Raw genomic sequence first — 18,773 nt, forward strand, 5'->3', positions numbered from 1 at the left:
GAGGAGAGCGCGCTAGCCGGCCAGCGGGACGTCCGCGACGGGCCGGCGCTGGGCCGGGATCACCTCGCCGATGGCCTCGCCGACCAGGGCGAGCAGTTCGGCCAGCGGGTCGAGGTGGAGGGGCAGTTCGGCGAGCTGGACGATCCGCTCGCCGTCCGGCCCGGCCACCGCGAACAGGTCGATCGGGCCGAGGTGCTTGACGGCGGTGTCGACCAGCGCGGCGATGTCCGCCGGGTGGTGGACGTCGCCGGAGACGCCGACCACCGGGCAGCCGGGGCGGTCGAGTTCGGCGGCCAGGTCCTCGGCGACGCCGGGGCGCAGATCGGCGATGAGCAGACCGGCGGCGCCGGCGGCGGAGAACCTGCGGGCCAGGTCGGCCCCCGAGCCTCCGTCGAGCACCGCGATGACCACCACTGCACCGGCTACTCGCATGGTCAGCTCCCCTTTCAGAGCGAACCCGTGGCCGGCCCGCACGCCGCCCACTGTGGTTATCGGAGGATCGTAGGCTCGCCCCGACGCTCCGCAACAGGGAATACCCACCAGGTGACCAGACTCACGCGGTGGCGCTTCCAGATACGGTCAAGACATGCCAGATCAGCCCCACGCCGCCCACCCGCAACTCTTCACCTGGGAGTTCGCGGCCGACCCCTACCCGGCGTACGCCTGGCTGCGGGAGCACGCGCCGGTGCACCGCACCACCCTCCCGAGCGGGGTCGACGCCTGGCTGGTCACCCGCTACGCGGACGCCCGGCAGGCGCTGGCGGACGCCCGGCTCTCCAAGAACCCGGCGCACCACAGCGAACAGGCCCACCGCAGCGGCCGGGTCGGCATCCCCGGCGAACGGCAGGCCGACCTGATGACCCACCTGCTGAACATCGACCCGCCCGACCACACCCGGCTGCGCCGGCTGGTCTCCAAGGCGTTCACCCCGCGCCGGGTGGCCGAGTTCGAGCCGCGGGTGCAGCAGCTCACCGACCGGCTGATCGACTCCTTCGCGGCCCGCGGCGAGGCCGACCTGATCCACGAGTTCGCCTTCCCGCTCCCCATCTACGCGATCTGCGACCTGCTCGGCGTCCCCGAGGAGGACCAGGACGACCTGCGCGACTGGGCCGGCATGATGATCCGGCACACCGGCGGCAAGAGGGGAGGGGTGGGCCGCGCGGTCAAGCAGATCCGCGGCTACCTGGCCGACCTGATCCACCGCAAGCGGGCCGACCTCGGCGACGACCTGATCTCCGGCCTGATCCGGGCCGGTGACCACGGCGAGCACCTGACCGAGAACGAGGCCGCGGCGATGGCCTTCATCCTGCTGTTCGCCGGCTTCGAGACCACCATCAACCTCATCGGCAACGGGATGCACGCGCTGCTGCGCGACCCGGGACAGCGCACCCTGCTGCAGGACTCGCTGGCCCGCGGCGAGTCCGGCCTGCTGGCGACCGGGATCGAGGAACTCCTGCGCTACGACGGCCCGGTGGAGCTGGCGACCTGGCGCTTCGCCACCGCGCCGCTGACCATCGGCGGGGTGGACGTCCCGGTCGGCGACCCGGTGCTGGTGGTGCTGGCCGCGGCGGACCGCGACCCGGCCCGGTTCGCCGCCGAGAACACCCTCGACCTGGCCCGGCAGGACAATCCGCACCTGGGTTTCGGTCACGGCATCCACTACTGCATCGGCGCCCCGCTGGCCCGGCTTGAGGGGCAGCGCGCGATCGGCAGCCTGCTGACCAGGCTCCCGGACGTCCGGCTGGCCGCCGATCCGGCCGAGCTGCGCTGGCGGGGCGGGCTGATCATGCGCGGTCTGCGCGACCTCCCGGTCTCCTTCACGCCCCGCTGACGCCGTTTCAGCACCCGCGACACGCCGCCGCGCTGGGCCGACGACGCGCCGGGGCGGGGGCGCGCGTCGCACTCCCGTCCGGGACGAATACGGACATACCTGGATCGTTCGTTGACGAAGTGGGAATTTCCGTGATTTCGGCGTGATCATGGTGATATGAGCTTGTGATTGCTCGTCAGCTTTGCTTACTCTCCGACATGCCCGCAGCTGCGGGCCCCGATCGCGGCACGCCGAGTCCTGTCCGCCGCGTCCTCGGGCCACCGACCAGGTACCGGACAGGAGTGGGGGAACCAGTGTGAACGCCGTAGTCCCAACGGCTTGGGGTGAAGCCGCCGAGCAACGGGCGCAAGCGCGCCCGGACCGTCCGGCGGCCGGGCCAGCCTCCCGGTCCGAACCCGACAGCTCACCTCGCAGGCGTGCGGAGAGGATGTCCCGTGCTGTTCACCCACACTGTTCGTCACCCCCGTAGTACCAAGGCCGAGAAGGTCATCGCCGCCGCCGGCGTGGCCTCGGTCGGCCTGGCACTTCCCCTGTTGGCCGCCACCGGAGCGGTCGCGGCACCCGTCGACACCTGGGACCGCGTGGCCCAGTGCGAGAGCGGCGGGAACTGGGGCATCAACACCGGGAACGGGTTCTTCGGCGGCCTGCAGTTCACCTCCTCCACCTGGCGCGCCTACGGCGGCGGCCAGTACGCGGCCCGCGCCGACCAGGCCAGCCGCTCCCAGCAGATCGCGGTGGCCGAGCGGGTGCTCGCCTCCCAGGGCCCCGGCGCCTGGCCGGTCTGCTCCAAGCGGGCCGGGCTGGTCAAGGGCGGCGCACCCGCCGAGGTGTCCGCCGACACCGCCTCGCGCTCCGAGGAGCGCCCCACCGCGCCCCGGCGGCCGCAGGACTCGCCGTCGAAGCGGCCGGCCGAGACCGCCGCCGACCCCCAGGACGCGCCCCAGGCCGCCCAGCCGGCCCCGCAGGGCGCCGCCGGCGGCTACACCGTCCAGGGCGGCGACACGCTCTCCGCCATCGCCGCCGCGCAGCACGTGGCCGGCGGCTGGGAGTGGATCTACCAGGCGAACCGGCAGCTGATCGGCGCCGACCCCGACCTGATCCTGCCCGGACAGGTACTCGCCCTCTGACGCCGGGGCCCGCACCCGGCCCGGCACCCGGCCCGGCATCCGGTCCGGCATCCGGGACGCGAGGCCCGCGGACCTGACGAGGTCCCGCCGCCGCCCTGACGAGGGCCGCGTCCCCTGACGCCCCGTCCGCTCCCGGCGCGCGCCGAGCAGTTCGCGCCACCGGGAGCGGCGGACCGGCCGTCAAACAGGTGAACTACCGGTGAGTAGCCGGGCCACACCGTGAGACGGGGCCCGGCCGGGCGTGGCCGCGGCGCGCTGTGCGGCTAGGCTCTGGTCGTAACGACCACACATCCGCTTCCGCTAGGAGATGCCTCGTGCCGTCCATTGATGTCGTCGTAGCCCGTGAGATCCTCGACTCCCGCGGCAACCCCACGGTCGAGGTCGAGGTCGGTCTCGACGACGGCAGCACCGGTCGCGCGGCCGTCCCGTCGGGTGCCTCCACCGGTGCCTTCGAGGCGCTGGAGCTCCGCGACGGCGACAAGAACCGCTACTTCGGCAAGGGCGTCGAGAAGGCCGTCCTCGCCGTGATCGAGCAGATCGGCCCCGAGCTGGTCGGCTACGACGCCACCGAGCAGCGCCTGATCGACCAGGCCATGCTCGACCTGGACGCCACCCCGGACAAGTCCTCGCTCGGCGCCAACGCGATCCTCGGCGTCTCGCTCGCCGTGGCGCACGCCGCCTCCGAGGCCAGCGACCTGCCGCTGTTCCGCTACCTGGGCGGCCCGAACGCCCACGTGCTGCCCGTCCCGATGATGAACATCCTCAACGGCGGCTCGCACGCGGACTCCAACGTCGACATCCAGGAGTTCATGATCGCCCCGATCGGCGCGGAGTCCTTCTCCGAGGCCGTCCGCTGGGGCGTCGAGGTCTACCACACCCTCAAGGGCGTGCTGAAGGAGCGCGGGCTCTCCACCGGCCTGGGCGACGAGGGCGGCTTCGCCCCGAACCTGGACTCCAACCGCGAGGCCCTCGACCTCATCACCGAGGCCATCAAGAAGGCCGGCTACACCCCGGGCAAGGACGTCGCGCTCGCCTTGGACGTCGCCGCCTCCGAGTTCCACAAGGACGGCGCCTACCAGTTCGAGGGCAAGGCGCTCTCCTCCGCCGACCTGATCTCGTACTACGCCGAGCTGGTCGCCGACTACCCGCTGGTCTCCATCGAGGACCCGCTGGACGAGTCGGACTGGGACGGCTGGAAGGCCATCACCGACGCGCTGGGCGACAAGGTCCAGCTGGTCGGCGACGACCTGTTCGTCACCAACCCGGAGCGCCTGCGCAAGGGCATCGAGACCGGCACCGCCAACGCCCTGCTGGTCAAGGTCAACCAGATCGGCTCGCTCACCGAGACCCTGGACGCCGTCGAGCTGGCCCAGCGCAACGGCTACCGCTGCATGATGTCGCACCGCTCCGGCGAGACCGAGGACGTCACCATCGCCGACCTCGCCGTCGCCACCAACTGCGGCCAGATCAAGACCGGCGCCCCGGCCCGCTCCGAGCGCGTCGCCAAGTACAACCAGCTGCTGCGCATCGAGGAGATCCTCGACGACGCCGCCGAGTACGCGGGCCGCTCCTCCTTCCCGCGCTTCCGCCCCGCGGACAAGTAAGCACAGCCGCTCCGCGGACAAGTAAGCACAGCCGCCCCGCGGACAAGTCAGCACAGCCGCCCCGCGGACAGGTCAGCACAGCAAGGGCTGAACCCCGCGACGGGCGGACGCCTGTTGTGACCGGTGCCCCGGCTCCCACCGCGTAGGGTGGGGGCCGGGGCACCGGCATGCGCAGGAGGGGTGAGCAGATGGCCAAGTGGAGGATTCCCGGGTTGGCGGCGCGACCGCGCTTCACCAGCCGGGCCACCGTGCTGGTGCTCGTGCTCTGCTCGCTGGTGGCGATACTGGCCTACCCCGCCCGGCAGTACATCGCCCAGCGCGGCGAGATCGCCGACCAGCGGGCCAAGGCCGAGCACGCCCGCCGGCAGGTCGACGAGCTGCGCCGGGAGAAGGCCCGCTGGCAGGACCCGGAGTACGTCAAGGCGCAGGCCCGCGAGCGGCTGCACTACGCGCTGCCCGGCGAGACCCCGTTCGTCTCGGTCTCCCCGCCGCCCGCGCCCGGCGCCAAGCCCTCCTCGACGGACGCCGCGGCCGGCCGTCCGAAGGCCGTCAAACCCTGGTACGCCGCGCTCTGGGACTCGGTGGACGCCGCCGACGCCGCGGCGCCCGCACCGCAGCCGGCCCCCTGACGCCCCACCCGTCCCTCACCACCCCTCGCCGCCCCTTGCCCACCCCGCCCCCTCGGACGAACAGACTCCTGACCTGATGAGCAACCAGAACCCTCCCGCGTCCGACGCCCCCGAGGTGTCCGACCGCGACGTCGCCGCCATCGCCGCCCAGCTCGGCCGGGTCCCGCGCGGGCTGCGCGGCGTCGCCCACCGCTGCCCGTGCGGCAACCCGGACGTGGTGGAGACCGCGCCCCGGCTGCCCGACGGCACGCCGTTCCCGACGTTCTACTACCTGACCTGCCCCCGGGCCGCCTCGCTGATCGGCACCCTGGAGGCGGACGGCGTGATGAAGGAGCAGACCGCCCGGCTCGCCGAGGACCCGGAGCTGGCCGCCGCCTACCGCGCGGCGCACGAGGACTACATCGCCCGCCGGGACGCCGTCGAGGTGCTGGAGGGCTTCCCCAGCGCCGGCGGCATGCCCGACCGGGTCAAGTGCCTGCACGTGCTGGTCGGGCACTCGCTGGCCGCCGGGGAGGGCGTCAACCCGCTCGGCGACGAGGCGATCGGGATGCTGGAGCAGTGGTGGGCCAAGGGCCCGTGCGTCAGCGACGCCGAGGTCGAGGCGGCCGGCGAGCGGGTCGCCCGCAACCGGGCCAAGGCCGGGGACCACGACGCGGTGATCGCCGCCAAGGAGGCACTGAGTGCCGAGCGGGCGGCCCGCAAGGCCGCCGGGGCCGGGCCGGAGGACGAGTCGTGAGCCAGACCCGGGTCGCCGCGATCGACTGCGGCACCAACTCGATCCGCCTGCTGATCGCCGACCTCGACCCGGAGACCGGCGCGATCACCGACCTGGACCGGCGGATGCTGATCGTCCGGCTCGGCCAGGACGTCGACCGCACCGGCCGGCTGCACCCCGAGGCGCTGGCCCGCACCTTCGCGGCCTGCCGCGAGTACGCCGAGGTCATCGCCGCGCACGGGGTCGCCCCGGAGCGGGTCCGGATGGTCGCCACCTCCGCCTCCCGGGACGCCGAGAACGCCGCCGAGTTCACCGCCGGGGTCAAGGAGATCCTGGGCGTCGAGCCGAGCGTGGTCAGCGGCGACGAGGAGGCCCGGCTCTCCTTCACCGGCGCCACCCGCGAACTGCTCGGCGGCCCGCACCGCCCGCCCTACCTGGTGTTCGACCTGGGCGGCGGCTCCACCGAGTTCGTGCTCGGCGAGCAGGACGTGCGGGCCGGGTACTCGATGGACATCGGCTGCGTCCGGATGACGGAGCGTCACTTCGCGGGCGGGCAGCCCACCGAGGCGCAGATCGAGGCCGCCCGGGCCGACATCCGGGCCGCGCTGGACACCGTCGCCGGGACCGTCCCGCTGGACTCCGGCGCCACCCTGGTCGGCCTGGCCGGCACCGTCACCACCGTGGCCGGGATCGCCCTGGAGCTGCCCGGCTACGACTCCGAGCGGATCCACCACGCGGTGCTGGACGTCGCCCAGGTGCGGGAGACCGCCCGGTGGCTGCTGCACTCGTCGCACGCCGAACGGGCCGCCGTCCCGGTCATGCACCCCGGCCGGGTGGACGTGATCGCGGCGGGCGCGCTGGTCCTGCTGGAGATCATGGAGCGCACCGGGGCCGCCGAACTGCTGGTCTCCGAGCACGACATCCTCGACGGGATCGCCTGGTCGATCCCCTGACCCGGGGCCGTCCCGGGAGGCCCCCGCAAGGGCCTTCCGGGTCCCTTCCGGGGCCCTCCGGGGGGTTCCCGGGGGGCCTGCGGCGTGTCGTCCGAAGAAGCTTCGTGAATTTCTTCACATGGCAATCCAGCCTTTCGTCGCACCTGGGTGTCCACTCCGTCCGAAATGTGGGACCGAAGGCGCCGTCGGCGGCTCGCGCATGGGATCGCAGGCAACCTGCCGTTCATCCCGGAGAAATCGAAACCCCGCTCGGGAACCCGCACGGCACAAGGATCGTTGCTGCTCAGCGCGGCACCGAGTGCCGGGCCGGTCGCGGAGGGCGGTCGGCGGGCCCGGAACGGGCTGCCGGAGGCCGAAATGCGGGCGCGTAGTGTAGCACGAGGTGTCCAGGAGCTTGTGACGGGCCTCACGAATGCTCCGTCAGGCGGGGGTGGATACTTTCGGATATGAGCACCACGGAGCGTCCTCGCATCCTCATTGTCGGCGGTGGTTACGTCGGCCTGTATGCCGCGATGCGCATCCTCAAAAAGATGCGCTACGGCGAAGCGACCGTCACGGTCGTCGACCCGCGGTCGTACATGACGTACCTGCCCTTCCTTCCCGAGGCGGCCGGCGGCAACGTCGCGCCCCGCAACCTCGTCGCGCCGCTGCGCAGCGCCCTCAAGAAGGCGGAGGTGCTCACCGGTCACGTGACCGAGGTGGACCACGCCCGCAAGGTCGCCACCATCCAGCCCGCGGCGGGCGACTCCTACGAACTGCCCTTCGAGTACCTGGTCGTCGCGACCGGCTCGGTCTCCCGGACCTTCCCGATCCCGGGTCTGGCGGAGCACGGCATCGGCATGAAGACGGTCGAGGAGGCGATCAGCCTCCGCAACCACGTCATGGCGCAGCTCGACAAGGCCGAGTCCACCACGGACGAGGACGTCCGGCGCAAGGCCCTGACCTTCGTGGTCATCGGCGGTGGCTTCGCCGGCATCGAGACCGTCGCCGAGATCGAGGACATGGCGCGCGACGCCGCCAAGATCTACAAGACCGTCAGCCGGGACGACATGCGCTTCGTCGTGGTGGAGGCGGCCAACCGCATCCTCCCCGAGATGGGCCCCGACCTGGGTCTGTGGACCAAGGGCCGGCTGGAGGAGCGCAACATCGAGGTCTACATCGAGACCTCGATGGACTCCTGCGTCGACCAGCACGTGGTGCTGAAGAACGGCATGGAGTTCGACGCCTCCACCATCGTGTGGACCGCCGGCGTCAAGCCCAACCCGGTCGTCAACCGCTTCGGCCTCCCGCTCGGCCCGCGCGGCCACGTGGACACCGCGGCGACCCTCCAGGTCCAGGGCTTCGACTACGTCTGGGCGGCCGGCGACAACGCGCAGGTCCCCGACCTGGCCGCCGGTGAGGGCGCCTGGTGCCCGCCGAACGCGCAGCACGCGGTCCGCCAGGCCGCCGTCCTCGGTGACAACGTCATCGCGGGCATGCGCGGCTTCCCGCAGGCCGAGTACAAGCACAAGAACCTCGGCGCGGTGGCCGGCCTCGGCCTGCACAAGGGCGTGGCGATCCTGTTCGGCAAGGTCAAGCTCAAGGGCCGCCTGGCCTGGTGGTTCCACCGCGGCTACCACGGCGCGATGGTCCCGACCATGAACCGCAAGATCCGGGTCTTCACCGACTGGACCCTGGCGATGTTCCTCAAGCGCGAGACGGTCGGCCTCTCCGAGATGGAGAAGCCCTTCGACGCCTTCCAGGAGGCGACCGCCCCCGCGCCGAAGCCCGCCGCCGCGGCCGAGCCCGCCAAGGAGCTCGCCGCGAGCAAGTAAGCGACCAGACCCGACACAGGTCGGGTTCGAGTCGGAGGCCCTCCGCCCGGCAGCGCCGCCGGACCACGACCTCCGTGGTGCTCAGCCGGCCCCGCCACCGGGCGGAGTAAGCACATAGGTGACGCGAAGGCCCCCACCCTCCACCGGGTGGGGGCCTTCGGGCGTTCCGGGGCCCGTGGCCGGGCCGCCACCCCGGCCCGGGGGGCCCGTGACCGGGCCATCACCCCAGGTCACCGAGGGTGGGCAGGAGAGTGCCCAGAGCCGGACTCGAACCGGCACGGCCTCACGGCCAAGCAGTTTTAAGCTGCCCGTGTCTGCGTTCCACCATCTGGGCCTGGGAGCGCGGCGAACTCAGTCACTGAGCCTAGTCGGCCGGGCGAGTGTTTCGCATATTTCCCGGGACGGAAGTTGTCATGCTTCCATGCCATCTGACGAAGCGTCCGCCGTTTCGGCCACCCGGCGGCGGTTCTCGGCCACCCGGGCCCCGGGCGGAGGTCGGGGGAGGGGTCATCCCGCAGGAGGAGACGGCGGGAGGGGCCGTACGCCTGGCGGCGGTGGGGCAACCGTTCGGCGGAGCGACGTGGGCGGGCCCGGGCGGCGGTGAGGATGGAGTAGCGGTCGGAGGAGCCTTCCCGTCGGTCGCGCCGTGACGAACCCCGACCCTCCGGACAGGAGTCCCCACCGTGAGCACCTCGACCGCGTACGCAGCCCACACCGGCCTGGCGGCGGCCCGCGCCACCGGTCTGAACAAGGTCTACGGCGAGGGCGAGACCCGCGTCGTGGCGCTGGACGACGTCTCGGTCTCCTTCGGGCGGGGCGAGTTCACCGCGATCATGGGGCCGTCCGGCTCCGGCAAGTCGACGCTGATGCACTGCATGGCCGGGCTGGACAAGGTCACCTCGGGGTCGGCCACGATCGGCGAGACCGAGCTGGTCGGGCTGAGGGACAAGCAGCTGACCAAGCTCCGCCGGGACAAGATCGGCTTCGTCTTCCAGGCGTTCAACCTGCTGCCCACGCTGACCGCGCTGGAGAACATCACGCTGCCGATGGACATCGCGGGCAGCAAGGTCGACCGGGCCTGGCTGGACCGGGTGGTGGAGACGGTCGGCCTGTCCGGCCGGCTCTCGCACCGCCCGGCCCAGCTCTCCGGCGGCCAGCAGCAGCGGGTGGCGTGCGCCCGGGCGCTGGCCTCCAAGCCGGAGATCATCTTCGCCGACGAGCCCACCGGCAACCTGGACTCCCGCTCCGGCGCCGAGATCCTCTCCTTCCTGCGCAACTCGGTGCGCGAACTCGGCCAGACCGTGGTGATGGTGACGCACGACCCGGTGGCCGCCTCGTACGCGGACCGGGTGGTGTTCCTGGCCGACGGCCGGATCGTCGACGAGCTGTTCGGTCCGACCGCCGACACCGTCCTGGACCGGATGCGCCGCTTCGACGCCAAGGGCCGCACCAGCTGACCCCGCGTCAGCCGCGTCCGCCGCGTCAGCCCCCGTCGAACCGACCGCACCCCTCTCCCCAGGACTGACCCCCATGCATCGCACCGCACTGCGCAACGTGCTGGCCCACAAGGGCCGACTCCTGATGACGGTACTGGCCGTGCTGCTGGGCACCGCCTTCGTGGCCGGCACCCTGGTGTTCTCCGACACCATGGGCCAGGCCATGCGCAACAGCTACTCCACCAGCTTCTCGGACGTCTCGGTGCTGGTCTCCGCCACCGGCGCGGACGACGGCGGCCCCGCCGACGGCGACGCCCCGCGGCCGGAGCGGAACTCGCTGACCCAGGACACCGTCCAGCAGCTGGCCGCGCTGCCCGGCGCCGAGCGGGCCCGCGGCGTGGTCTCCGGCTTCACCGGCGTCGCCGACAAGAAGGGCGACCTGGTCGGCCAGGTCTGGGGCGCCCGCGGCGCCAACTTCGTCCCGGACGCCTCCGGCACGGACACCCGCTACCCGATGGCCGAGGGCCGCGGACCGCGCGCCGAGGGCGAGATCGCGCTGAACCGGCAGGCCGCCGACAAGGCCGGCTACCACCTCGGCGACACCGTCCGGGTGGCCGGCAACGGCGCCGCCCGGGACGCCGTGCTGACCGGCGTCTTCACCACCGACGACCCGCAGGTCACCTCCGGCGGCACCCTGGTGCTGATGGACACCGCCACCGCCCAGCGGGAGCTGCTGGAGCCGGGCCGGTTCAGCTCGGTGGTGCTCACCGCCAGGGCCGGCACCTCCGAGCGGGCGCTGCTGGAGCAGGCCCGGGCGAAGACCGGCACCGACGGCGTCGAGCTGCAGACCGGCCAGGAGCTCAAGGACGAGCAGACCCGGATGGTCGCCGACTCGGTCAGCAACACCAAGACCATGCTGCTGGTGTTCGCCGGCATCTCGCTGTTCGTCGGCGTCTTCATCATCGTCAACACCTTCACCATGCTGATCGCCCAGCGGCTCCGGGAGCTGGCGCTGCTGCGGGCGGTCGGCGCCAGCCGCGGCCAGGTCACCAGGTCGGTGCTGGTGGAGGCGCTGGCGATCGGCCTGGTCGCCTCGGCCGGCGGCCTGCTCGCGGGCGTCGGCATCGGCGCGGGCCTGCAGTCCCTGCTGCACGCCTTCGACGAGGGCATGCCCACCGGCTCGCTGGTGGTCGCCCCGGCGACGGTGGTCGCCACCCTGGTGGTCGGCGTGGTGGTCACCGTGCTGTCGGCGCTGCTGCCGGCCGTCCGGGCCTCCCGGATCCCCCCGGTGGCGGCGATGAGCAGCGGCGAGCAGCCCAGCACCCAGCGCGGCCTGCTGATCCGCAACACGATCGGGGTGCTGCTGGCCGGCGCCGGGCTGGGCCTGATCCTGGCCGGTGCGAACGGCAGCGGCTCGGGCGCCCAGCACCTGCTGGAGCTCGGCGCCCCGGTCACCCTGATCGGCGTGTTCGTGCTGCTGCCGCTGCTGTCGCGGCCGGTGATCGCGCTGGTCGGCCCGGTGCTGGCCCGGCTGTTCGGCACCCCCGGCAAGCTGGCCCGGCTGAACGCGGTGCGCAACCCGCGCCGCACCGCCAGCACCGCGGCCGCGCTGACCATCGGCCTGACCCTGGTCACCGCGCTGACCGTGATCGGCAACTCGGTCACCAGCGCCGTCACCTCGATGGTCGCCGGGTCGATGAGGGCCGACTACGTGGTCGCCATGGCCAACGGCCGCCAGCTGTCCCCCGAGCTGACCGGGCTGGTGGCCGGAGCGAAGGGCGTCAAGGCGGTCAGCCGGGTCGACAACGTCTGGTGGCACCTGGACGGCTCCGACCAGGCCAAGGCGATCGAGGGCTACGACGCCGACGCCTTCGACCAGTTGGTCGGCCTGACCATGGCCTCCGGCTCCACCGGGGCGCTCAAGCAGGGCCAGGTGCTGGTCAACGACGAGTTCGCCGCCACCCACCACCTGGCGGTCGGCTCCACCCTGTCGGCCACCGCCCCGAAGGGCCAGGCCGTGACGCTCACCGTCGGCGGCGTCTTCGAGCGCAACGACGGGGTCTCCCCGGTGCTGGCGCCCAACCAGCTGGTCGAGCGCTACGACCCCGACCCGCTGGTCCAGCAGATCCTGGTGAAGGGCGTCGACGGCCCGACCGACGCGCTGAAGCAGTCGATCAAGGACGCCACCGGCCGCAACCCGGTGATGGAGGTCCGGACCATGAAGGACATGGTCGACGAGTTCAGCCGGATCATCTCGACCATGCTCAACCTGATGTACGGCCTGCTCGGCATGGCGGTGGTCGTCGCCGTCCTCGGCGTGGTCAACACGCTCGCCATGTCGGTGTTCGAGCGCAAGCGCGAGATCGGCATGCTGCGGGCGATCGGCCTGGAGCGGCGCGGCATCAAGCGGATGATCCGCCTGGAGTCCGTGGTGATCTCGGTCTTCGGCGCCTTCGTGGGCGTCCTGCTCGGCTGCTTCCTCGCCTGGGCCGCGACCCGGACCCTGGCCTCCCAACTGAAGGGACTGACCACCGTGATCCCGTACGGCAGCGTGCTGCTCTTCCTCGCCCTCGCCGCCCTGGTCGGCATGGTCGCCGCCCTCTGGCCGGCCCGCCGGGCCGCCCGGATGGACATCCTGACCAGCATCAAGACCGACTGACCCGACGCCGGGAAGCCGCCCGTCCCGGTCGCGGGGCGGGCGGCTTCCGGGTGCCGGACCGGTCAGCGGGTCTCGATCGCGACCTTCTCGATCACCACGTCCTGCACCGGGCGGTCGTTGCGCGGGTTGGTCGCGGTGGTGGCGATCGCGTCGACGACCTTCCGGCTGGCCTCGTCCGCGACCTCGCCGAAGATGGTGTGCTTGCCGGTCAGCCAGCTGGTCGCGCCGACCGTGACGAAGAACTGCGAACCGTTGGTGCCCGGGCCCGCGTTGGCCATCGCCAGCAGGTACGGCTTGGTGAAGGCCAGGTCCGGGTGGAACTCGTCGGCGAACTCGTAGCCCGGGCCGCCGGTGCCGTTGCCCAGCGGGTCGCCGCCCTGGATCATGAAGCCCTCGATGACCCGGTGGAACACCGTGCCGTCGTACAGCGGCTCGTTGCTGGGCTGCCCGGTGTTCGGGTCGGTCCACTGGCGCTCACCCGTCGCCAGCTCCACGAAGTTCTTGACCGTCTTGGGCGCGTGGTCCGGCAGCAGCCGGATCACGATGTCGCCCCTGTTGGTCTTCAGCGTGGCGTACAGCTCCTCGGCCATCGGGGGCCGCCTTTCTGGGTATGCGTCAGTTGCGCCACCCACCCTGCCCCCTCGGTGGCCCCCCGCGCAGCCGACACGGATCATCCTCACGACCGACGCGGAATACTTTGCCAAACCATTACTCTTGTGCTCTGTGTGGGTGGTGCCGTGCCGCCCCGGAGGGAATGTGATGAGAAGCAGGAACCCGGTCTTCTCGCGGGAGGGGTCCTTCACCCGCGACAACCAGTACGCGGGGTTCGGCACGCAGACGGCCGCCCAGCCCGGGCAGCCGGCCTACGGGTCCCCGTACGCGGGCGGCCCGTACGGCGGCCCGCAGGCCGCCGGGCAGCCGCCGCTGACGGACGACCAGCTCGCCGCGATGTACGGCGCGCCGTCCGCCGGTCCGGCCCGGACCGGCCGGATGACGATGGACGACGTGGTGGCCCGCACGGCCATGACGCTGCTCACCCTGGTCGCGTTCGGCGCGGTGGCCTGGTTCACCGTGCCGGTGGACAACTTCGCCCCGGCGATCGGCGCCGCCCTGGTCGCCATGGTCATCGGCCTGGTGGTGAGCTTCAAGCGCAGCGTCAACCCCGGCCTGATCCTGGCCTACGCGGCGCTGGAGGGCTTCTTCCTCGGCGCGCTCAGCAAGGCCTTCGAGACGCTCTTCGAGGGCATCGCCATCCAGGCCGTGCTGGGCACCGCCGCGGTGTTCGCGGCCACGCTGATCGCCTACAAGAGCGGCCGGATCCGGGTCACCCCCCGGTACACCCGGATCGGCCTCACGATCGCCATGGGCTTCCTGCTCCTGATGCTGGTCAACCTGGTCGCGATGCTCTTCGGCGCCGACTTCGGCCTGCGTTCGGGCCCGCTGGGCATCGTGGTCGGCCTGATCGGCATCGCGCTCGGCGCGTTCTTCCTCACCCTGGACTACGCCGAGATCGAGGAGGGCATCCGGCAGGGCGCCCCCGAGAAGGAGGCCTGGCGGGCCGCCTTCGGCCTGACGCTGTCGCTGGTGTGGATCTACCTGGAGATGCTGCGCCTGATCGCCATCCTGCGCGGCGACGACTGACCGCGCCGCACGACCGACCGCGCCGCACGGCGCGGACCGCGGCGGGCCCCGGAGGAACGATCCTCCGGGGCCCGCCGCGTGCCCGGGCGAGGGCCTACGCTCGGGGGCATGTCCGAGCACCTCCCCGCCGCCCCGCAGCTCCCCGCCGAGCGCCCGCCCGCCGAGGACCTCGCCGCCGACGCCGCCCGGCTGACCGCCGCCGTCGACCGGCTCGCCGACCGCTTCCGGGCGATGCCGCAGAGCCGCCTGCTGGCCGTCGTCCCCGGGCACCCGTCCCGGGCCGCCGCCGCGCTCGACCTGGCCGGTCGGCTGGCCGACCGGGCCCGGGCGCTGGAGGGCCTGCCCGCGCTGGCGGTGCCCGACTGCGGGGCGTTCGCGGTGGGCGACCAACTCGCGGTCACCGGGCACGACCTGGCGCTCGCCGCGGGCACCGGTCACCCGGACGCGCCGGCCGCGCTGGCCGCCGCGCTCGCCGAGGTCGAGCGGACCGACCGGCTCACCGCCTGACGCCCCGTCAGGGCCGCCCGGGCGCCGGAACGCCGACGGGGCGCCGAGCCGGCCCGGGCAACCCCTTGCCGGGCGGTCGGCGCCCCGTCGCGGGCGCGGGCGGGCGGTCAGATCGAGGCGACCACCCGGTCGGCGAGCACGTAGACCGTCTCGTCGTCGGTGGAGAAGGTCAGCGAGTACGAGCCGGAGAACCGGGACCCGCCGAGCAGCCGGACGTCCTCACCGGCCCGGACGGCGTCGATCAGCCGGTAGGCGGCCTCCCGGTCGCCGGGGGCGACGCAGAGCGTGGTGCCGTCGGCGAAGGCGTACACGTCCAGGGTGCCGAGCGGGCCGGGGCGGACGTCGGTCAGCGCGATCCGCTCCTCGGCGAGCGCGGCCAGCCGGTCGTCGGTCCACTCGCGGGACGGGGTCGGGCTGGGGATGAAGTCCGGGTGCGAGGGGTGCCGGCGCGGGTCGGGCGCGGTCGCGGGCTCCCCCTCGGCGTCCAGCAGCCCGGCCTCCAGGCCGGTGGCCAGCAGGTCGGCCTCCCGGCGGGCCTGCACGTCGCCGTTGTCGCCGGGCGCCGGGAAGCCGCCGCCCTGCGCGGGGTGCGCCGGGTGTGCGGGGTGGGCCGGGTGCGGGGCGCGGGCGCCGCCGGCCGGGCCGCCGTCCGCCGGGGCGTCCTTGATCAGGTCCTCCAGCGCGTGCCGCAGCGCCTCGCCGAACTCCGGGTCCATCACGCCGTTGTCGGCGGCCTCCTGCGGCCCGGTCGGGCGCGGGAAGAAGATCGGCCAGTCCTCGCCGATGGTGGTGAACGGGGTGTCGAACAGCGGGGAGTCCTCGGCGGCGCGGGCCTCCTGCTCGGCCCAGAACGCCCGGGCCTCGGTGATCTCCCGCTCCCGGTCGGCGGCCAGGGCTTCGGCGACGGCGCGGCGTATCAGCGCCTCGTCCCACTGCGGGTTCGGCTGCCGGTCTGCCAACTTCCTTGCCAGTGCGCGGAGGTGGAGCAGGACAGCGGTGGTCAGGGCGATCAGTACCAGCAGCAGGGAGAGGAAGACGGCGCTCACGGAACGTACTCCCAACGAGGAGCGGAACGGGGTTACGCCTCCACACTGCCGTATCGGCGGCCGTTACTGCAGTGGCTGATGTCGGATTTGTCGGCGTCTTTCCCACTTGTCCTCAAATTGTTAGGTAATACCTTTCTACGCTGCGGAGTTGATCCAATCCGGTGCGTCGACAATCCGGTCCCGGAAGGACGAAAAACGGGCCGGATCACACCTCGGGTGTGATCCGGCCCTCAATCACGCTGCGTCACTCCAGACGGGTGAGACGCGCGTCACAGCGCTCAGCTCAGGCGCTCGATGACCATCGCCATGCCCTGCCCGCCGCCCACGCACATGGTCTCCAGGCCGAACTGCTTGTCGTGCCACTGGAGGGAGTTGATCAGCGTGGTGGTGATCCGGGCGCCGGTCATGCCGAAGGGGTGGCCGACCGCGATCGCGCCGCCGTTCACGTTCAGCCGGTCCAGGTCCACGCCCAAGTCCCGGTAGGACGGGATGACCTGGGCGGCGAACGCCTCGTTGATCTCCACCAGGTCGATGTCGCCGATCGACAGCCCGGCCCGCCGCAGCGCCTGCTTGGACGCCTCCACCGGGCCGTAGCCCATGATCTCGGGGGAGAGGCCGGAGACGCCGGTGGACACCACCCGGGCCAGCGGCGTGATGCCCAGCTCGCGCGCCTTGGTGTCCGACATGACCACCAGCGCCGCCGCGCCGTCGTTCAGCGGGCAGCAGTTACCGGCCGTCACGGTGCCGTCGGGGCGGAACACCGGCTTCAGGCCGGACACGCCCTCCAGCGTCACGCCCGCGCGCGGGCCGTCGTCCGCGCTCACCACGGTGCCGTCCGGCAGCGTCACCGGGGTGATCTCGCGCTGCCAGAAACCGGCCTCGATCGCCGCCTCGGCCAGGTTCTGCGACCGCACGCCGAACTCGTCCTGCTCGGCCCGGGTGATCCCCTTCAGCGCGGCCAGGTTCTCCGCGGTCTGGCCCATCGCGATGTACGCGTCCGGCAGCAGGCCGTCCTCGCGCGGGTCGTGCCACTCGCCGCCGCCGGTCTCGGCGCGGTGCCTGGTGCGCGCCTGGGCCTCGTCGAACAGCGGGTTCGTGGTGCCCGGCATGCCGTCCGAGGTGCCGTTGACCGAGCGCGAGACGGTCTCCACGCCCGCCGAGACGAAGACGTCGCCCTCGCCCGCCTTGATCGCGTGCAGCGCCATCCGGGTGGTCTGGAGCGAGGACGAGCAGTAGCGGGTGACCGTCGCGCCCGGCAGGTAGTCCATGCCCATCTGGACGGCCACGATCCGGGCCAGGTTGTGGCCCTGCTCGCCGCCCGGCAGGCCGCAGCCCAGCATCAGGTCGTCGATCTGCCGCGGGTCCAGCTGCGGGACCTTCGCGAGCGCGGCGCCGATGATCTGCGCGGTCAGGTCGTCCGGGCGGACGTCCTTCAGCGAACCCTTGAACGCCCGGCCGATCGGCGAACGGGCGGCGCTGACGATGACGGCTTCGGGCATGGCGGGCTCCTCGCTGAGTGACCTCGGGACGCGATCCGGTGGATCTCCCGGGAAAGTTACCGCTTGGTAGCTCCGGCGTCATCCGCCTCCGGATGTGAGTTCGCCGACGCGATCGCCCGCGACGGACGGCCGCCCGCCACCTGCGCGGGCGCGGCGTCCTCCCCGCCGGGCAGGGCCAGCCGGAACCGCTGCTTCAAGGTCGCCCACCGCCAGGTGCCGTTCACCGGACCCGCCGCCGTCACCTCGGTGCCCGAACGCCCCGCCGCCGCCGCGGCCGCCACCGCCACCGGCAGCACCGCCTGCGGCTCCACCACGCCGCCCGCCTCCGGCGACTCCTGCGGCCACAGCCCCAGCGCCGCGCAGAGCGAGGGCAGCAGCGCCATCGCCGCCGTCGCGTAACCCTGCGCGGACGGGTGGTAGCGGTCCTCGGCGAACAGCTCCGGCCGGGACGCGAACTCCGGACCCAGCAGCGAACCCAGCGAGACCGTCCGTCCGCCCGCCCCCACCACCGCGATGGTCTGCGCCGCCGCGAGCTGCCGGCTCACCCGCCGCGCCACCCAGCGCAGCGGCGGCCGGACCGGCTTGATGGTGCCCAGGTCCGGACAGGTGCCCACCACCACCCGGCAGCCCGCCGAGACCAGCGCGCCCACCGCCTCGCCCAGCTCGCGCACGCTGCGGGCCGCCGGGGCGTGCCGGGTCACGTCGTTCGCGCCGATCATCACCACCGCGACGTCCGGCCGGTGCGCCAGCGCCGCCTCCAGCTGCCGGACCAGGTCCGACGAGCGCGCCCCCGACTTCGCCACGTTCACCAGCCGCACCCGGCGCTCCGCGACCGAGGCCAGCCCCGAGGCCAGCAGCGCGCCCGGCGTCTCCTGCGAACGCTGCACCCCCAGCCCCGCCGCCGTCGAGTCACCCAGGAACGCCAGCACCAGCGGCCGACGGGCGTCCTGCGGATCGGCGAAACCCTCGCCGTACACCCCGTCCGCGAACGGCGGCTCCCCGTCCAGCACCCCGATCGCCCGGACCGCCATCCGGCTCTCGGTCAGCAGCACCCCGGCCAGCCCCACCCCCAGCAGCCCCAGCCCTCCGCCCCCGTACGCCGCCGCCGTGGCGATCCGCCGCGCCACCCGGGCCCTCGACGCCTGCGAGCCGGCCATGGGCCCACCCCCTCTCCGCTCCACACAACCGCTACCACCCTGGATACCCCCCGACCGCGCCGCCGTACCGGCCCGCCCCCGCAGAACCACCCGCCCGCCGGACCGCGCCGCACCGCGGGCACCCCGGCGGCGGGGGCCGCGCGGGGCGGTCGGGG

16 protein-coding genes, 1 tRNA gene and 1 riboswitch are annotated in these 18,773 nt (G+C 73.0%); of the genes, 11 read left to right on the forward strand and 6 right to left on the reverse strand.

Annotated elements, in window-relative coordinates; genetic code table 11:
- Positions 1-12 precede the first annotated feature (12 nt).
- Positions 13-432, reverse strand: coding sequence for an SDR family NAD(P)-dependent oxidoreductase (locus ACIQVD_RS05480; protein ID WP_400682214.1), 420 nt, complete (start codon positions 430-432; stop codon positions 13-15).
- 154 nt (positions 433-586) lie between these two features.
- On the opposite strand from ACIQVD_RS05480, the gene ACIQVD_RS05485 reads away from it, so the two are divergent.
- The 7 genes from ACIQVD_RS05485 (at position 587) to ACIQVD_RS05515 (ending at position 8,673) form a co-directional block, all read left to right on the forward strand.
- On the forward strand, positions 587-1,831 hold the full coding sequence (locus ACIQVD_RS05485) for a cytochrome P450 (protein WP_400682212.1): 1,245 nt from the start codon (positions 587-589) through the stop codon (positions 1,829-1,831).
- Between the two features lie 232 nt (positions 1,832-2,063).
- Positions 2,064-2,262: riboswitch (cyclic di-AMP (ydaO/yuaA leader) on the forward strand.
- 3 nt (positions 2,263-2,265) lie between these two features.
- The gene (locus ACIQVD_RS05490; protein ID WP_402286217.1) at positions 2,266-2,958 is read left to right on the forward strand and encodes a transglycosylase family protein; all 693 of its coding nucleotides are present in this window, start codon (positions 2,266-2,268) and stop codon (positions 2,956-2,958) included.
- Positions 2,959-3,272: 314 nt separating this feature from the next.
- Complete coding sequence (eno, locus tag ACIQVD_RS05495) at positions 3,273-4,562, forward strand: phosphopyruvate hydratase (protein WP_400682210.1); 1,290 nt, start codon at positions 3,273-3,275, stop codon at positions 4,560-4,562.
- Between the two features lie 188 nt (positions 4,563-4,750).
- A complete protein-coding gene (locus ACIQVD_RS05500) occupies positions 4,751-5,191 on the forward strand; it encodes a septum formation initiator family protein (protein ID WP_100836595.1) in 441 nt (146 codons plus the stop codon).
- A 76-nt stretch (positions 5,192-5,267) separates the two neighbouring features.
- Positions 5,268-5,927 (forward strand): DUF501 domain-containing protein, encoded by a 660-nt coding sequence (locus tag ACIQVD_RS05505; RefSeq protein WP_402286220.1) that lies wholly within the window; start codon positions 5,268-5,270, stop codon positions 5,925-5,927.
- The gene (locus tag ACIQVD_RS05510; protein ID WP_400682207.1) at positions 5,924-6,859 is read left to right on the forward strand and encodes an exopolyphosphatase; all 936 of its coding nucleotides are present in this window, start codon (positions 5,924-5,926) and stop codon (positions 6,857-6,859) included. The genes ACIQVD_RS05505 and ACIQVD_RS05510 overlap by 4 nt, the downstream gene beginning before the upstream one ends.
- 446 nt (positions 6,860-7,305) lie before the next feature.
- Entirely contained in the window at positions 7,306-8,673 is a 1,368-nt protein-coding gene (locus ACIQVD_RS05515; protein WP_100836592.1) for an NAD(P)/FAD-dependent oxidoreductase, read from the forward strand.
- A gap of 252 nt (positions 8,674-8,925) precedes the next feature.
- Here the strand turns inward: ACIQVD_RS05515 and ACIQVD_RS05520 are convergent.
- Positions 8,926-9,007, reverse strand: a tRNA-Leu gene (locus tag ACIQVD_RS05520).
- Between the two features lie 349 nt (positions 9,008-9,356).
- Between ACIQVD_RS05520 and ACIQVD_RS05525 the strand changes: the two genes are divergently transcribed.
- Positions 9,357-10,130, forward strand: coding sequence for an ABC transporter ATP-binding protein (locus ACIQVD_RS05525; protein ID WP_400682206.1), 774 nt, complete (start codon positions 9,357-9,359; stop codon positions 10,128-10,130).
- A 73-nt stretch (positions 10,131-10,203) separates the two neighbouring features.
- A complete protein-coding gene (locus ACIQVD_RS05530) occupies positions 10,204-12,768 on the forward strand; it encodes an ABC transporter permease (protein ID WP_402286224.1) in 2,565 nt (854 codons plus the stop codon).
- A 62-nt stretch (positions 12,769-12,830) separates the two neighbouring features.
- Here ACIQVD_RS05530 and ACIQVD_RS05535 read toward each other — a convergent pair whose 3' ends face one another.
- A complete protein-coding gene (locus ACIQVD_RS05535; RefSeq protein ID WP_400682204.1) occupies positions 12,831-13,358 on the reverse strand; it encodes a peptidylprolyl isomerase in 528 nt (175 codons plus the stop codon).
- A 169-nt stretch (positions 13,359-13,527) separates the two neighbouring features.
- On the opposite strand from ACIQVD_RS05535, the gene ACIQVD_RS05540 reads away from it, so the two are divergent.
- The gene (locus tag ACIQVD_RS05540) at positions 13,528-14,409 is read left to right on the forward strand and encodes a Bax inhibitor-1/YccA family protein (RefSeq protein WP_400682202.1); all 882 of its coding nucleotides are present in this window, start codon (positions 13,528-13,530) and stop codon (positions 14,407-14,409) included.
- Positions 14,410-14,517: 108 nt separating this feature from the next.
- Complete coding sequence (locus ACIQVD_RS05545; RefSeq protein WP_402286227.1) at positions 14,518-14,916, forward strand: hypothetical protein; 399 nt, start codon at positions 14,518-14,520, stop codon at positions 14,914-14,916.
- Positions 14,917-15,023: 107 nt separating this feature from the next.
- Here the strand turns inward: ACIQVD_RS05545 and ACIQVD_RS05550 are convergent, their stop codons facing one another.
- The 3 genes from ACIQVD_RS05550 to ACIQVD_RS05560 all read right to left on the reverse strand — a co-directional run bounded on the left by ACIQVD_RS05550 (position 15,024) and on the right by ACIQVD_RS05560 (position 18,618).
- Positions 15,024-15,962, reverse strand: coding sequence for a hypothetical protein (locus ACIQVD_RS05550; RefSeq protein WP_400682198.1), 939 nt, complete (start codon positions 15,960-15,962; stop codon positions 15,024-15,026).
- Positions 15,963-16,240: 278 nt separating this feature from the next.
- Complete coding sequence (locus tag ACIQVD_RS05555; protein ID WP_400682197.1) at positions 16,241-17,461, reverse strand: acetyl-CoA C-acetyltransferase; 1,221 nt, start codon at positions 17,459-17,461, stop codon at positions 16,241-16,243.
- Between the two features lie 56 nt (positions 17,462-17,517).
- Positions 17,518-18,618 (reverse strand): SGNH/GDSL hydrolase family protein, encoded by a 1,101-nt coding sequence (locus ACIQVD_RS05560; protein WP_400682196.1) that lies wholly within the window; start codon positions 18,616-18,618, stop codon positions 17,518-17,520.
- Positions 18,619-18,773 lie beyond the last annotated feature (155 nt).

The sequence above is a fragment of the Kitasatospora sp. NPDC090308 genome (genome assembly GCF_044769485.1).
GTDB lineage: Bacteria > Actinomycetota > Actinomycetes > Streptomycetales > Streptomycetaceae > Kitasatospora > Kitasatospora fiedleri.

What these genes read in the sequence shown, in the direction of transcription:
- ACIQVD_RS05480 (WP_400682214.1), bottom strand. Translation starts at nt 432, where the DNA reads ATGCGAGTAGCCGGTGCAGTGGTGGTCATCGCGGTGCTCGACGGAGGC.
- ACIQVD_RS05485 (WP_400682212.1), top strand. Translation starts at nt 587, where the DNA reads ATGCCAGATCAGCCCCACGCCGCCCACCCGCAACTCTTCACCTGGGAG.
- ACIQVD_RS05500 (WP_100836595.1), top strand. Translation starts at nt 4,751, where the DNA reads ATGGCCAAGTGGAGGATTCCCGGGTTGGCGGCGCGACCGCGCTTCACC.
- ACIQVD_RS05505 (WP_402286220.1), top strand. Translation starts at nt 5,268, where the DNA reads ATGAGCAACCAGAACCCTCCCGCGTCCGACGCCCCCGAGGTGTCCGAC.
- ACIQVD_RS05515 (WP_100836592.1), top strand. Translation starts at nt 7,306, where the DNA reads ATGAGCACCACGGAGCGTCCTCGCATCCTCATTGTCGGCGGTGGTTAC.
- ACIQVD_RS05530 (WP_402286224.1), top strand. Translation starts at nt 10,204, where the DNA reads ATGCATCGCACCGCACTGCGCAACGTGCTGGCCCACAAGGGCCGACTC.
- ACIQVD_RS05535 (WP_400682204.1), bottom strand. Translation starts at nt 13,358, where the DNA reads ATGGCCGAGGAGCTGTACGCCACGCTGAAGACCAACAGGGGCGACATC.
- ACIQVD_RS05540 (WP_400682202.1), top strand. Translation starts at nt 13,528, where the DNA reads ATGAGAAGCAGGAACCCGGTCTTCTCGCGGGAGGGGTCCTTCACCCGC.
- ACIQVD_RS05545 (WP_402286227.1), top strand. Translation starts at nt 14,518, where the DNA reads ATGTCCGAGCACCTCCCCGCCGCCCCGCAGCTCCCCGCCGAGCGCCCG.
- ACIQVD_RS05555 (WP_400682197.1), bottom strand. Translation starts at nt 17,461, where the DNA reads ATGCCCGAAGCCGTCATCGTCAGCGCCGCCCGTTCGCCGATCGGCCGG.
- ACIQVD_RS05560 (WP_400682196.1), bottom strand. Translation starts at nt 18,618, where the DNA reads ATGGCCGGCTCGCAGGCGTCGAGGGCCCGGGTGGCGCGGCGGATCGCC.